The 13,687-nt window shown below is 41.6% G+C and carries 16 protein-coding genes; 13 read left to right on the forward strand and 3 right to left on the reverse strand.

Annotated features, from left to right (window positions below):
- From ACTRWI_RS12205 to ACTRWI_RS12215, 3 genes are all read left to right on the forward strand, one after another.
- Positions 1 to 733, forward strand: a 733-nt coding sequence (locus ACTRWI_RS12205) for an iron-containing redox enzyme family protein (protein WP_499131715.1), incomplete at its 5' end; no start/stop codon positions are given.
- Positions 734 to 786: 53 nt separating this feature from the next.
- A complete protein-coding gene (locus ACTRWI_RS12210; RefSeq protein ID WP_499131717.1) occupies positions 787 to 2,229 on the forward strand; it encodes a hypothetical protein in 1,443 nt (480 codons plus the stop codon).
- An 8-nt stretch (positions 2,230 to 2,237) separates the two neighbouring features.
- A complete protein-coding gene (locus tag ACTRWI_RS12215) occupies positions 2,238 to 3,491 on the forward strand; it encodes an ATP-grasp domain-containing protein (RefSeq protein WP_499131719.1) in 1,254 nt (417 codons plus the stop codon).
- A 1,013-nt stretch (positions 3,492 to 4,504) separates the two neighbouring features.
- Here the strand turns inward: ACTRWI_RS12215 and ACTRWI_RS12220 are convergent.
- From ACTRWI_RS12220 to ACTRWI_RS12230, 3 genes are read right to left on the reverse strand one after another with little or no spacing between them, the layout of a single operon-like run.
- The gene (locus ACTRWI_RS12220; protein ID WP_499131720.1) at positions 4,505 to 4,795 is read right to left on the reverse strand and encodes a helix-turn-helix domain-containing protein; all 291 of its coding nucleotides are present in this window, start codon (positions 4,793 to 4,795) and stop codon (positions 4,505 to 4,507) included.
- A gap of 55 nt (positions 4,796 to 4,850) precedes the next feature.
- Positions 4,851 to 5,243, reverse strand: coding sequence for a hypothetical protein (locus ACTRWI_RS12225; RefSeq protein WP_171369629.1), 393 nt, complete (start codon positions 5,241 to 5,243; stop codon positions 4,851 to 4,853).
- Entirely contained in the window at positions 5,236 to 6,036 is an 801-nt protein-coding gene (locus tag ACTRWI_RS12230) for a ParA family protein (RefSeq protein ID WP_499131722.1), read from the reverse strand. The genes ACTRWI_RS12225 and ACTRWI_RS12230 overlap by 8 nt, the downstream gene beginning before the upstream one ends.
- Before the next feature lie 291 nt (positions 6,037 to 6,327).
- Here ACTRWI_RS12230 and ACTRWI_RS12235 point away from each other — a divergent pair, with 291 nt between their 5' ends.
- From ACTRWI_RS12235 to ACTRWI_RS12280, 10 genes are all read left to right on the forward strand, one after another.
- The gene (locus ACTRWI_RS12235) at positions 6,328 to 7,044 is read left to right on the forward strand and encodes a S24 family peptidase (RefSeq protein ID WP_171369627.1); all 717 of its coding nucleotides are present in this window, start codon (positions 6,328 to 6,330) and stop codon (positions 7,042 to 7,044) included.
- Positions 7,029 to 8,312: a Y-family DNA polymerase gene (locus ACTRWI_RS12240; RefSeq protein WP_171369626.1), complete on the forward strand. Its 1,284-nt coding sequence runs from the start codon at positions 7,029 to 7,031 to the stop codon at positions 8,310 to 8,312. Before ACTRWI_RS12235 ends, ACTRWI_RS12240 begins: the two co-directional genes overlap by 16 nt.
- Before the next feature lie 667 nt (positions 8,313 to 8,979).
- Positions 8,980 to 9,411, forward strand: a complete 432-nt coding sequence (locus tag ACTRWI_RS12245; RefSeq protein ID WP_499131724.1) for a hypothetical protein — start codon at positions 8,980 to 8,982, stop codon at positions 9,409 to 9,411.
- A 51-nt stretch (positions 9,412 to 9,462) separates the two neighbouring features.
- Complete coding sequence (gene radC, locus ACTRWI_RS12250; RefSeq protein WP_499131726.1) at positions 9,463 to 9,948, forward strand: RadC family protein; 486 nt, start codon at positions 9,463 to 9,465, stop codon at positions 9,946 to 9,948.
- Between the two features lie 103 nt (positions 9,949 to 10,051).
- Positions 10,052 to 10,348, forward strand: coding sequence for a hypothetical protein (locus ACTRWI_RS12255; protein WP_499131728.1), 297 nt, complete (start codon positions 10,052 to 10,054; stop codon positions 10,346 to 10,348).
- Positions 10,349 to 11,063: 715 nt separating this feature from the next.
- Entirely contained in the window at positions 11,064 to 11,447 is a 384-nt protein-coding gene (locus ACTRWI_RS12260) for a hypothetical protein (RefSeq protein ID WP_499131730.1), read from the forward strand.
- 16 nt (positions 11,448 to 11,463) lie between these two features.
- Complete coding sequence (locus tag ACTRWI_RS12265; protein WP_016799661.1) at positions 11,464 to 11,850, forward strand: DUF7659 family protein; 387 nt, start codon at positions 11,464 to 11,466, stop codon at positions 11,848 to 11,850.
- A gap of 77 nt (positions 11,851 to 11,927) precedes the next feature.
- Positions 11,928 to 12,263 (forward strand): hypothetical protein, encoded by a 336-nt coding sequence (locus tag ACTRWI_RS12270; protein WP_499131731.1) that lies wholly within the window; start codon positions 11,928 to 11,930, stop codon positions 12,261 to 12,263.
- 52 nt (positions 12,264 to 12,315) lie between these two features.
- Positions 12,316 to 12,762: a lytic transglycosylase domain-containing protein gene (locus ACTRWI_RS12275; RefSeq protein ID WP_499131733.1), complete on the forward strand. Its 447-nt coding sequence runs from the start codon at positions 12,316 to 12,318 to the stop codon at positions 12,760 to 12,762.
- Positions 12,763 to 13,320: 558 nt separating this feature from the next.
- Positions 13,321 to 13,680, forward strand: coding sequence for a hypothetical protein (locus ACTRWI_RS12280; RefSeq protein ID WP_171369461.1), 360 nt, complete (start codon positions 13,321 to 13,323; stop codon positions 13,678 to 13,680).
- Positions 13,681 to 13,687 lie beyond the last annotated feature (7 nt).

The raw sequence follows: 13,687 nt of genomic DNA on the forward strand, positions 1-13,687 counted from the left end.
GGGGATGACTACACTTGAAACTCAAATCCAAAAGGAAATTCCTTTACCTTCACAACCGAGTGAGTTTATTGAATGGCAAGCAAACCTTCAGCGTCAACATGAAGAAGCAACCAAACACTTCTATGATTTTTTGGCGGAGGATGCAATCGATAAAGAGATTGCTCAATACATCTTGCATGAGCGCTTTGTCGATGGTGTTTTCGATGATCTCTTAGCACTAGCTCAACTGGGTGTTCAAGGTAAGCCTAAAATGGCAATCGCACATAACTATTGGGATGAGATGGGTGAAGGTGACCCAGCTTTAGTACATACGACCCTATTTGATAAAACAGTCGCATGGGCCAAAGAAGTACTGCAGGACGATGATTTGAAAGATAACGTCGAAATCCTTCAAAACAGCAACTCATTTTTCTGTATGGGTTTTCGTCGTCGTTATGCGCCGCGCATCATCGGTGCCCTGTCGTTCATCGAAACGATCGCTCCTGTCCACTTCGAAAAGGTGGTAGCAGGTTGTAAGCGGCTATCTGTACCGAGTGAAGTCATCTTCTATCAAGAAGCTCACATTGAGTATGATGCGGCTCACGCTCAAGAGTGGGTGGATGACGCAATTATTCCGTTGATTAATACGAGTGAAATTCTATTTAAAGAAATCTGTATTGGCGTAGCAATCCGTTATTTGATGGCGACCCAGTATGCGAACGGCTTGTACAAAGCAATTAAACAAGAACAGTAACCCTGACAAGTGGCAACAATCATGTTGCCACTTACTCATCCGAGCCCATTGATATGTCATATAAAAAAGAACTAAATCAACTGCTTAGCAATTCAAGCATTTCTTTGGACTTATCCAAAACGCCTTTTACGTTGTTATTCGTTTATCCAGGGATTGGAGTTGGAAAAGTATTTGAAGATCTAGCTGGGTGTACTAAACAGCTTTGCCAACTGGCAACTACACAGAAACGAGCACAAACACTTGGAATCCAGATCGCTGCGTTGTCATCGGTCGATGAAGTGACAGAATCATTGAACTCGGTCTACTTCCCGATTGGCACTATTTCTCCAGACTTTATACCGAAAGATTTGCTTGTAACCAAAGGGGAACAGCACTTCTTTGAACGTACCGCGTATTTAGTGCACCCAGATGGACAAGTAGAACGCTGGATAGACCCCGATGGTGCACGAATTGTTGATGATGGATTTAAAAAGGTCGAACAATCATATCTACATTTTGTTCATATCGTAACGAAAGACAGTATGGATGCACAGAACGTTAACCAGTGTAATGTTGTTGCCTTACCAACAGGTGCGGACTCCCTGAGTGTTCTGTCCTTTGATATGACCAATAACTATGTCTTAAAAAGAATGTCAGCCGCGGGTACCAATATTGAAACAGATTACATGTTTCAGTCGATTGAAAATAACAATTCGATTTTTCCCGTCATGTACGCACAAAGAGTTTTAGGTTCAGAACGTTGGATCGTGATGGAAAAGCTATCAGAATTACCGGAACGCAACGCTGGTGAACTCATAAAGCGATTAGCCAGCTTCTACCAATCAAATCGAACAGATACTAATATCGAACTCGATTACCATCTTTACCATCGCTTCTTTCAAATACTGAACTCTGAAGCTTTTGCAAATACATTGAAGTCACTTTCGATCTCCGAGGCCCATGTCCTTGAGCAGACAGTATTGGTGGGTAACCGAAAAACATTAACTATTGAAAACATGCTCAACGTCCTCAATGATGCGTTACCAACATTCCAGACCCCACTAATGAGTCATATACATGGTGATGTTCACTGGCCAAATGTCCTTTGTAATAAAGAAGGCGAAATTAAACTTATTGATCCACGGCTTAACTGGGACGGATGCTTTTCGATTGATGGGCGCTTCGACCCAACGTATGACCTAGCAACTCTCCTCCACAGTTCAGTTTTAGAGAAGTTACATCATACGGAAATTTCAAGAAGTATCGATGGAACTCTTGTCGCCAGTACTTATTTGGTCGAAATCATCGAAGAGTTGGAATCGGACCTATTAAATTCAACAAGCATTTTGTTACCAGCACTCACTGACGACTTAACGTTTGTTCAGAAGCTACGAGTGTTTTGTGCGAATGCAACCTTTGGATGGCTCAAATACAATCAAGTTGTCTCATCCCATGAAAAATGGAGCTTCTACTTTGGGCTCACGCTGTATTGGCTAGACAGAGCATTAAAAAAATAGAGGGCTTTATGAAAGAAACTGTACTGATTTTTAGTCGCAATGGGTATTCATCTCTTTTGGACGAAAACAAAGAGCTTTTTTGCGAGCTGCGCGACAAGGAGATCATCTTTGCCTTGTCTGTCCGTACGACGTCGATACCACCAACAAACGCATATAAAGAATTGTATATCATCGAAATGGTCGACAATGATGAAGTTATCGAGCAGTGGTTAGAAGAATTGAGCCTAAAGCATAGTATTAGTGCTGTGATCGCTATGGATGAACAATGTATCTACCCTGCCGCGTTGGCGCGAGCTCACTTCAAATTACTGGGTCTGCAGCCGGACGCTGCCGAGATGGTGCGGAATAAAAACACAATGAAAGAGTGGGCTCGTAAAAGCTCTGTTCGATGCCCGGATTACCTAACTTCCGAGAACCCTGAATGGATTCGAGATTTCTTCAGCAAATATACAAGTGTTGTTTGCAAACCTCTTGATGGTATGGGTTCCAAGGAAACCGCTATCATCAGTTCAATGGAAGACCTCGACAAAATCATAAATCAGTTGGTCAGCGAGAAGCGCCTGAACAAGTTCATCTTTGAAGAGTTCATACCGGCAGATATCTATCACCTAGATGGTTTGTATTCCAATAATGAGCTCGTGTTCTCGAGCCTGGGTAGTTATGTCGAGCCGCCAGTATACTTTGCGGACAGTATTGGCCAAACTACAAATCTGATTCATAAAGGGGAGATTTTCGATAAAGCTAACGTCGCTTTATGCGACATAATGAAGGCTTTCGAACTAGAAAGTGGGGTTTTCCACTTTGAGTTTTTTTACTACCAAGACACCGTAGTTTTCTGCGAAATTGGTTTGAGACCTGCGGGGGGCGGTATTGTTGAAGCCATAAAATATCAACTTGGCATAGATCTCAATCGTGAAATGGTTCGAATCAGCTTAGGACTGACTCCCTCTCAACCAACGAGTACGTTTGAGTATGCAAAAGTAGTTTCTTTGTTTGCGCATGACAAAGGTGAGATTGTATCGATATCATCTATTGATGATTTTGACCCGAGTGTTTATCCATTTGTGAAAATTAATCGTCGTATCGGTGAGAAAAACAATCCACCGCGACACAACACTGACTTTGTAGCGACTTTTGCCATGGTTGATAATGAACCGAACAATCTCGAAATTAAGGCTGCACAAATCTACGATTTATTCGATTGTCAGATAGCCAGTGATTGCGGAATTGAAAATAAAGAGCTGAACCTTTCAGAGCATTAACTCTCCTAAAACTCCTGATTTATATGTATTTTGGAGGTCATTGACTGACCTCTACTTTTATGTTTTTGTTTATGCCATATAAGGACGCAATTACTTGTTGCCATCTTATTCTGGGAGTTCTAGTTGTGATGGTCGCCTCTACTCTTTGATATGGAATAGAGTTAAAATTGAGTGCCCATTCCACTCTTCCTGAGCTGCTTAAACCTATGGCGCAGTAGAGCAGAACTTTCATACTTTCTCCTCCTACCAGTTAAAGGTGGTAGTTTACTGGTATCTCATATTTGGTGCATTAGATAAATTTGGTCAAAAAAGAATTCTTGGAATTGTTCAAAATGCCAACTCTAGAAAGGTTTGGGGCATTTTTGAGTAAGAAAATGCCACGAGTAACATAGAGGTGAATGCGTTTTTGATTTATTTAAGCTTGTTATTCATAGACTGATTGGCGAAGACTGTATCAGGGTCGTTTATTTCTGGCTTAGTAGAAGCTGAAGATCCATTCTCAACACAATCAATGTATAGCATTGGTGCTATACATTGATTGCTGCTTCTCGTTTTTTATACTGAGCCATAAATTATCGAAATATTGTAAACACATGTCTATCTTTTTGTGTATAGCATTAATGCTATACATAATGCTTGTGGCCCTCTTCTCTGAGTCAACCTAACAGAAAAGCATAACTCGTTTATCATAAGGTGAGGGTGTGCCAATCAGGCTTTACTATTGGAAACGAGGATTCTTATCTAGAGTGATCTTTCTAATTTCATTGATAGCTAGGCTAGTAGGAAGTAGTTTTAGTGTTTGATTTAAAAGTGGTGTCAGTTGCTCATAGTGAGCAGAGGAAAGCTAAAATGTGTTTAACAATAAGTACGAGCTTATAAAGCTCTGCTTCTACGTTACTGCTCTTTGCTCAACGCTTATTCGTATATCCATTATGTATAGCATTGATGCTATACACTATTGGTGTTTACCAACAGTTGACTTTATCTTAGTGATTACGACTTAGGTGCAGGACTTACTTACCTTTGTCGTTTATAAAGACCATTAAGGGAATAGTGTCCGGCTCAAAGCTGAGTTGCTCTGGTGTTATACCAAGTGCCTCTGAAATCTTTAGTAGCACAGATTTGTTCTTAATTTTCTCTGAGCAGTATTGGCTTACTCTTGCTTGAGATACGTTTAACTGTTCAGCTAACTCGTGTTGTGAAACTCCAAGGTAGATTAACCAAGCTTTTAAGGATGAGTCTTGGTCTTTTGAGAGCTCTCGAACTTTGAGTGGAATGTCTAAACTTTCCTGGCGTTGTGGCATTTGGTGCGGCTCTAGAAATGAATCTATGTATAGCAATGGTGCTATACATAGATAACTATCTGATCATATTTAATTTTACTTGCTTTATAGCATCTACAATATCTTCATGGCTATGCTGCTTCAGTAAGTAAACGGCTGCGCGTACTAGTTTTGTGTCGTTTATTTCTCTTTCGCTTCCAAGCTCAGTTATAACCAATTCAAGGTTATTGGTTTTGATGTCATTAGCGAGTTCGGTGATCCCAGTTCGTTCGTCATTGGAAAAACGAATTGGTAGCGGATTGATTTTCGTCGTGGGTTTCGTCGCGAATACGTTACTCTTACTCTCCTGTTTACTCGGTTTTTCTGCTCGGTTTATTTTACGCTCAAGCATTTTTAACTGAGCTCTTTCGGAGCCTGTCAGCTTCTTTTTTTGCTTTAATTCAGCGAGTAATTCGGCGTCTTTATCCATTATTAATGACCTCTTTGGCTAGCTCTTTGTAGTAAAGTGCTGCTACATGGCCACGGTTAACTACACTTGCTGGTTCATGCTCCATTTCCGCTTCCGTAAATAGGCTTCGTTCCCAAATGGTAGTTTTAGCTGTATTCTCCGGCCATCTCTCTCTTAAGTATCCTGTACCATAATCAAGCGCTTTTTTGGCCGTTTTGCTGACTTTAGAAGGAACAACTAAGAATTTGATTTCAGTCTCTTCAACGAATTTCACATCTTGAATATGCTCAAGGAGTGTTTCAACTCCATCAAGGCTGTGCTCTTTATATTCAGTTGGGAATAGATATTCCGTAGCCGCCATTACAGCATTGAGTCCAAGCACAGATGTCCCTGGGTTTGTGTCGATTAGTATAAAATCATAACAACCTTTAAGCTTTTCTAAATGCAGCTTTAACCGCTCTTCTCTACGCGTAAGAGAGATCATGTCCATATCAAGCTTAGTCATGATATCGCCTCGACGACCTGGAATAATATGTAATCGTTCTTGTGGCTCACCGTTAATTATTGCTGGGTAAATAGCTTCTTTAATATCAAACTTTCGATCAAGCAGAGCATCGCCTATGTAGTGCTCTGAATCTTCACGACCGTAAAATTTAGTACTATCACCCTGTCCATCAAAATCTAGGATAAGGACACTTTTACCTTGTTGGCTGAGTTCATAGCCGAGGTTTACAGTGGTTGTTGTTTTTGTAACTCCCCCTTTTCGGCAGCCAATCATTATGATTCTAGTTGTTCTATCGTCGAGCGTTGTCATGTCTAAATTCCTTGTATAGCATTGATGCTATACATATTCTATTCTCTAGATTTGGTTATGTATAGCAAAAATGCTATACATAACCAAATTAATTTAAAACTACGTATAGCACAAATGCTATACGTAGTTTTTTTGTTATTTATCAATGCCTTATTTCTTAGGTGTCGAGGTGTTATACATCCAGGCTGATAGGGAGTTGTTTGATCGGTGGAATTTAACTTTCTCTTTAAATAGCTCTTTATCCAAAGTGGCCTATTGAAACACTGTTTTTATATACAGTATAATGTGAGTATGCTGATACTAGAAAACTCGGTTTCTGCCTCTATTACTGGCTTTGAAAACCCGACCCTGACATTTCGTAAGCAAGCCTTAAACTTGAATCAGATGTTTGTGCATTCACCCTCATCGATGTTTCTAGTTGAGAGCAAAGGTGAGCTTATTTACGCTGGCATTGCTATCGGAGATTGGCTGCTCATCGATGCCTCTCGCAAGCCACTCATGAATGATATTGTTTTGGTTGAGCAGTATGATGAGCAATATTGTGTGGAATGGTCTCAACTTTATTCACACATGAAAAGTACATGCAATGGTCAAGATGACTTACTCGTGATTGGGGTTGTCACCATATCTATACACCACTTTCGTAAACCGATTTCTTTGCCAAGACACGACAACCTAACAGAGATCGACCTTCACTCCCTTCTCATTGACGTGGAATACTCAACTTTGATTTGCAAGGCTGATGGTGAATCCATGAAGCCCTATATATTCCATCATGATTTAATGCTCTTGGAGCGTCACTTAAAACCAGATGAGGACGATGTTTGTATTCTTGCTCTTAATCATGATCTTGTTTGTAAGAGGGTACACCTGAGTTCCAGAGTTCTTTCCTCTGATAATCCTGCTTATTCAAACTACAGAGTGACCGAGTCCGACTATTTAAGGTTACACGGCGTCGTTCGTGTTAGTTTTCGTTTACATAGGGGGTTATTATGTATGGGCTCATAGACGGAACGCGATTCTATAGTGAAAGTACTTCAATCTATAAACCGGAACAAAAGTCTTTACCCGTCCTCGTTACCGCAGGCCAGGGGATTAGCATTGCTGCTAATCGTGCTTGTTCAAACTTGGGTATTCAGAAGTTTCAACCGATTTGGGAGAACATCGATTTACTTAAACAGCACCGTGGTCGAGTTTACAAAGCAAACTTTAATACCTTCAGTCATATTTCCGATAGATTTATGTCAAGTGTTGAGGCTGTAATGCAAGGTGAGAGTACCTTTCGGTACTCTGTCGATGAACTGTTTATCTCATTGGCACACCTATACAGCATCAATGTTAATCTCGATGATTTTATATTGGAGCTACGACAACGAGTCTATAGAGAGACTGGTGTACCTGTTGGGGCTGGCGTTGGTCCTACATTAACACTAGCGAAGGTTGCTAGCTGGGCTGGAAAAAACCTACCAGGTTTCAAAGGACAGTGCTGCCTTGCCGTTGAAAAGCAAATTGATTCAATCTTAAAACAAATGCCAGTTGGTAAGGTATGGAATATTGGTGGAGCTTATCAACGTCACTTGAAAAATGAAGGGATATCCACAGCGTTAGATCTAAAGCGTTGTGATCCAAAAACTTATCAAAAGCGATACTCGATCAATATCGCCAATGTCATTTCTGAGCTTAATGGTGTCAGTGTCTTAAATTACTCGGATATACGTGAGAAAAAGAAGCAGATCTGGTCTACATCCAGTTATCGCGATCGTTTAAGAGAATCTGATATGTTGTTTGGAGAAATTGCACATCATTGTGCTGAAGTAATGGCTAAGGTGAGAACTCAAAAAAGTGAAGTCAAGACACTAGCCGTTTTTATCAGTACAGGTAAATACGATAAGTGTATGCATTATTACAGACGTGTAGACATTAAGTTAAACAATGGGCTGACGGACACGGGAAAAGCGCTTTCAGAGATTAGAGCTGTATTCATGGATCTGTTACCCCAAAATTTAAAAAAACAACCTATCTATAAAGTTGCGGTTGGTGCTATCGATCTTATTGATGGTGAAAAGAAGCAGTTTGACCTCTTTGAAGAGCCCAGCTCTAACAAGTTAGAGCTTAATAGGGCTCTCGACACGATAAATGCTCGTTTTGGCAAAGGTACGCTGACTTTTGGCTCTCAGAAGCGAAGTTATAAAGAGCAGAAAGGCAATATCCAATTCGAAAGATTAGAAGATTATTATACTGACTCTAGTGATCTACTGACAGTAAGATGTATTTAGATGTATCTGTGTGATTAAGGTTGACCTTATCTTGAGGTTTTTCTTTAAGCTATCTGAGCTATCTGAGCTATCTGAGCTATCTGAGCTATCTGAGCTATCTGAGCTATCTGATCCCTCTTAGACTTGGATTATTGTGAAAGATAAAATTAACCTGCCTAATAATGCTTACAGTTTGATCAATTGTATGAGTTATCGAAATCATTGAAGCAAGCTTTACTTTGAGCGTTACCCTTCGGGCAAGGCTTTTCGCTTGTATCTTTCAGTTATGGCCTAAGAGTGGCATCACCCTGGTGAGTCACTGCGTGCCGCCCCAGGATGTGCCTCTCTACAGCCCCTATCTCAAAGGATATCGCTTCAATCCTGAACGCACTTCTCTCACTGCGTTCGTTGCGCCTCGTCATTCTTCCTCGTTACTGTTCGTCGTGCCTCCTCACTCTTTTCACTGACATAGGTTAAGTTCGAGTAAGGGCGTGTTGCCTTATGTGCCGATTTCCCTTTCGACTCGCATCATTTGATGGTGCTCGCCGGCTGTTAACCCTCCTCAATCAGAACCTTATCTGCAAGGGTAAATGAACGCTGCGCGCCCCTGCAGAGAAGAACCTTGTTTGAGCTAGGGACAGCCAAGCGGCTCCATAAAAGTGATACTCAAACAAAAAGGGAACTCCTCATGGCACAACGACACTCAAGCCCAACTCTCTCTAAACCCATGCTCAGCGACCAGCGTTTCGCCGCTGGGCACGAAAGCTCACCAAAAAATGATGTCTCTAGTCCGAGCGTTGAACGTGCAGTTCGTTCGACCGTTTCAGCGACGGTTTCAAAGGGGCTGATTTGGGTTAATTCAACGGATTTAAATTCAAGTGTTCGAGCGGTCAAAGTACACGAAATTTTACTGGAGGAGTTTGGTTATACCGATGCTTTGATTCTAGAGGAAAGCCCAAAAGGGAAAGGCATTTCCATTGGCCTGTGTGATAGCAGTACAACGATTAAACAGATGCGCGAAGACTATGCCTACGCCAAAAAGGAAGAAAGAAATGTGGACACTACCGAGAAGCATCAAGCCACAGCGAAAGACTTTTTGATGAGCTTGTACGGTCAATAACACGGATTGGACGCCGCTCAATGCGACTTTAAACATTAAAAGGAAACGATTATGTCTTTACTTGCTAACTACTCGAATCACAGTCTTTTTTCCGTTGAAGAAAAAGACATCCTGAACCATGCTGCGAGCATTTTAAAATCGAAGTTGTTTGTGTCAGAGCAAACGCCCTTGAGTTCCCCTGAATTGGTCAAGTCCTTCTGTCAGACTTCACTCGCGGCCAGTGAGCGCGAGGTGTTTGGGGTGATTTTTCTTGATAACCAGCATCGTGTACTACGCACAAAAGAACTGTTTTTCGGAACCATTGACGCCGCTTCCGTGTATCCGCGTGAAGTGGTCAAAGAGTCATTAGCCACAAATGCAAGCGCCGTTATCTTTTACCATAACCACCCAAGCGGTGACGCTAATCCTAGCCAAGCCGATCGTCGCATTACCCGACGACTGACCGACGCGTTAGCCTTGGTTGATATTCGAGTGCTCGACCATTTTGTGGTGTCTTTTGAAGGGGTGGTGTCGTTTGCGGAGCGCGGTTGGATATAACCATTAATTAGTGAAAAATTTTTCTCATTCACGCCTATTCTGGCGTGAATGACTTCCACATCATAATGCTATAAACTGTAATCAATTAAATAAGGTTTCTACTATGTCTGAATCAAGCAAAGTCACATTAAGCGTTGAAGAGCTGATCAATCTTACCGCGCATGCTGCCACTCAAGAGCAGTTAAATGATACGCGTAAAGAACTCGATCACAAGATCGAAGCTGTTCGTCATGAGCTTTCAGATAAAATCGACACGGTTCGTAATGAACTGAAGTCTGAAATCCAGGGGGTTCGTAATGAGGTGAGTTCTGTTAAAAATCTCATTATTGCCACTGCCTTTACTATGATTGCGACTGTCGCCGGTGCTGCGTTTTGGATCGGCAGCCATATTAACGTCTAATCCTTATTCCTTTCTCAACAGTGCCTCTTATCTTAGAGGCATTTTTCCTTTTTCCTTTTTACTTTCTCGCTCGCGTTAGCTATCGCGCTAAAAGATGTTGAGCCAAAGGCTCGACCGCAAGCGGTCGTCATAATGGCTCTATGTGCGATTCTCAGACCACTTAACCGTTGTTCGAAGGTGTAACCGTGTTCGGGGGTTATTTTTCCTTAGAGAAGCGGATAGAACTTAGTTGCTCAGTGTTTGATACGGATGGTTATCGGATGATTTGAAGTCATTCGTTGGGGTGTCTTGTTGAGTTGGGCGTTACCCTTCGGGCAAGGCTTTTCGCTTGTATCTTTCAGTTATGGCCTAAGAGTGGCATCACCCTGGTGAGTCACTGCGTGCCGCCCCAGGATGCGCCTCTCTACAGACCCTATCTAAAAGGATATCGCTTCAATCCTGAACGCACTTCTCTCACTGCGTTCGTTGCGCCTCGTCGTGCCTCCTCGTTGCTCTCCCTGCCTTTGAATAAGTTCGAGTAAGGCTTGTTTTCTTATGCGCCGATTTCCTTTCACTCGCATCATTTGCGGGCTCGCAGGCTGTTCACCGTCTCTCCCCACAACCTGATTTGCAAGGGTAAATGAACGCTGCGCGCCCTTGCAAAGCAGAACGATGGTGAGAGAGCGGACAGCCAAGCGGCTCCGAAAAGTGATACTCAAACAAAAGGAAAATCCTCATGGCGCAACAAAATTCAAACCTAACTCTCTCTAATTCAAATTCAGTGACCAGCGTTTCGCCGCTGGAGCACGAAAGCTCACCAAAAAATGATATCTCTGAGCGCGTGCACTCAGTAGGGCTAAGTCGTGATTTTTCCCTGGCAAGATCAACACCTGTGGGAAATATTGTCGTGATTGGCGCTCATGTAAAAGCAAGAGCCAGGCATTCCAGTGTTTGGCTAGAGCTGACGGTTTTGTTCCCAGAAACAGAACTCAATAAGCCGTACTGGGGGCAAGGCATCGCGAGAGGTCATGTGATTACTGAGACGAATAAAGTCGGGCTGAATAGTCGTGCCGTCGTCATGGGATGGGTGACAGATAGCCATCAATACATCGAAGCATAAAATGGAGACTTAAATAATGAAATATCTCTCACACTATATTCAAGACAAACAAACTCAGGCTTTTAATGATGCAGGGGCGTTCTTTGCTTTTTCTAATCAACAATTCGATGAGGCAAAAAAAGAGGGCGTGAAATACGCGTCATTAGGTATGGGGTTAATTTGCCCCGTTGATAATGCCAAGCAATTAATGACTCGTTTAGATTCCATCGCTCAAGAAGGGATCGCCGAAGATATCAAAGAGAACGGGAAAAAGGCGATCATTCGCCGTGAGCTATTTAATCACGAATGTTTCTATACTAATGATATTTGTGATTGTGTGGAAAAGCTCGAAGGGTATGGCATTTCATACGATGAGATTTATGAAGTGTTTAATCACATTCGTAAAACGGAAGATGTTTATTAAACGTGAAATTAAAGCGCCTTGATAATTGTTCCATCAAGTATCAAGGCATGTTCAAGTCAATTATGGTGAATATTCGAATGAACATTATGAATACTACACAAAACAGAGAAGAAACAAAAGCAAAATGTTACGTCTGTACGGCCGTGCCGTTTTTGTTGGGGAAGGTGGTCTATACGCAAGGTATCCAATTGTTACTAGATAGCTATGTCGGTGTTAACTTGTCGATATATTTGCAGCGTCACCAAAATGGGGATTGGGGGGATGTTTGTATTGAAGATAAAATCACCAATGACGAAGCCACCAAAACAGGCGAGCGAGTGATATCGAGTTATACCATTTGTGATCAATCGGTTTGGGTAATAACGGAACGTGACCGCAGTGTCACCACAATTTTATTACCTTGTGAATATTGATATCTCTATAGGGTGGCATAAAATGAGAGTCCTATTATTAGGGCTCTTTTTTATGAGAAAACCATTACTTTATCTTTCGTTGTTATCGCCGTGTTTCAGTTGGGCTTTTTGCTTTGATGAGGCAGGTCGATATTATAATGTCGACCCACTTCTTTTAAAATCCATCGCCACGGTAGAAAGTAGCCTAAACCCGAACGCGTACAATGAAAATAAAAATAAATCCGGTCAAGTTGTCAGTCGTGATTTTGGCTTGATGCAAATTAATTCTCATTGGTTTGATAAGTTATCCGTTTTTAATATCAATGAAACAAACATTTATGAACCCTGCTTTAATGTTCATTTGGGCGCGTGGGTATTAAGCTCAAACTTTGCCAGTCATGGCTATAATTGGAACAGTGTCGGTGCGTATAATGCAGGGTTTTCAAAGCGCACCGAGAGCGCCAGAAAAATATACATCCAAAAAGTCCAATCGGTTTATTTTCAGCGAAATTTGAAATAAAGGGCTTTGCACCATAATGGTGCAAAGCCCTTTGTCGTTTTGCCTTGTCCACTTTGTCATTGCATCCTTTCTCAACTCACTATCTCTACCGATTCAATCGCCACCAGGTCGGCTTTTGTCTTTCGCTTCTCTCCAGATCCCACTGATTAGATTCTTTTGCTTGATAGAAAGCGTCCGAGAAGTCGGAGGCTTTTGAAAGTCACCACACCCTACGCTAAATCGAAATTCGATTTAAATGGTTGTCTGAAAAAATATAAATCCAACAAAAACAAAAGTTTATAGGTGTGATTGTGGCGTAAAAGTCGCTTTGAAAAATTTTTAAAATCTCAACTAATTAGCCGTTAATTTTTCAATGAAAAAACATGTATATCCAATGAATATTCATTGAGCCCATGTTTGCAAAGGGCTGGGGAGCATTTCAATGGCTTTTCAATGAGATTTGATTGAATGTTAATTGGTGCCACTGTTTTATTGGCTTTGAGAGGTTTTTGATAAAACTTCTCATTGGTTTTTCAATGAAGTATCATTGATTTTCAATGAAGGGAAAAGGGGTTAATTTTGAAGAAAGGTTACTCGTTACAAAGCACAATTAGGGATCAGTTGGAGCTGGACTTTATCAAGTATAGGGATCGAGAAGGACTAAGCGACGCCGAAGCCACTCGACAACTTTTGGCTTTAGCATTGCGCATCAAGCTGAACGAGAGTGATGATGATAGGCCATCCAATCGTGAGCTGATGGAAGAGATGTACCGTCGCATTCGACAGGTGCAAGGGACGGGAAATTTAAATTTTGCGCATAGCTTTGATGGTGAGCGATATTATAAAAATAAAGCCGATTCCATCGAGCAAAGAAGAGCCAATAGCGCGTTGGTTGATAAAGCCGTGGATGAGTTTCTGTCAGGCAAAAAAAAAGGGTAGCCATGGG

The sequence above is a fragment of the Pseudoalteromonas sp. G5_S1_14_S5 genome (assembly GCF_054968605.1).

Bases quoted from the DNA above. Each gene is read 5' to 3' on its own strand.
- ACTRWI_RS12210 (WP_499131717.1), top strand. From the start codon at position 787: ATGTCATATAAAAAAGAACTAAATCAACTGCTTAGCAATTCAAGCATT.
- ACTRWI_RS12215 (WP_499131719.1), top strand. From the start codon at position 2,238: ATGAAAGAAACTGTACTGATTTTTAGTCGCAATGGGTATTCATCTCTT.
- ACTRWI_RS12220 (WP_499131720.1), bottom strand. From the start codon at position 4,795: ATGCCACAACGCCAGGAAAGTTTAGACATTCCACTCAAAGTTCGAGAG.
- ACTRWI_RS12225 (WP_171369629.1), bottom strand. From the start codon at position 5,243: ATGGATAAAGACGCCGAATTACTCGCTGAATTAAAGCAAAAAAAGAAG.
- ACTRWI_RS12230 (WP_499131722.1), bottom strand. From the start codon at position 6,036: ATGACAACGCTCGACGATAGAACAACTAGAATCATAATGATTGGCTGC.
- ACTRWI_RS12235 (WP_171369627.1), top strand. From the start codon at position 6,328: ATGCTGATACTAGAAAACTCGGTTTCTGCCTCTATTACTGGCTTTGAA.
- ACTRWI_RS12240 (WP_171369626.1), top strand. From the start codon at position 7,029: ATGTATGGGCTCATAGACGGAACGCGATTCTATAGTGAAAGTACTTCA.
- ACTRWI_RS12245 (WP_499131724.1), top strand. From the start codon at position 8,980: ATGGCACAACGACACTCAAGCCCAACTCTCTCTAAACCCATGCTCAGC.
- radC (WP_499131726.1), top strand. From the start codon at position 9,463: ATGTCTTTACTTGCTAACTACTCGAATCACAGTCTTTTTTCCGTTGAA.
- ACTRWI_RS12255 (WP_499131728.1), top strand. From the start codon at position 10,052: ATGTCTGAATCAAGCAAAGTCACATTAAGCGTTGAAGAGCTGATCAAT.
- ACTRWI_RS12260 (WP_499131730.1), top strand. From the start codon at position 11,064: ATGGCGCAACAAAATTCAAACCTAACTCTCTCTAATTCAAATTCAGTG.
- ACTRWI_RS12265 (WP_016799661.1), top strand. From the start codon at position 11,464: ATGAAATATCTCTCACACTATATTCAAGACAAACAAACTCAGGCTTTT.
- ACTRWI_RS12270 (WP_499131731.1), top strand. From the start codon at position 11,928: ATGAACATTATGAATACTACACAAAACAGAGAAGAAACAAAAGCAAAA.
- ACTRWI_RS12275 (WP_499131733.1), top strand. From the start codon at position 12,316: ATGAGAAAACCATTACTTTATCTTTCGTTGTTATCGCCGTGTTTCAGT.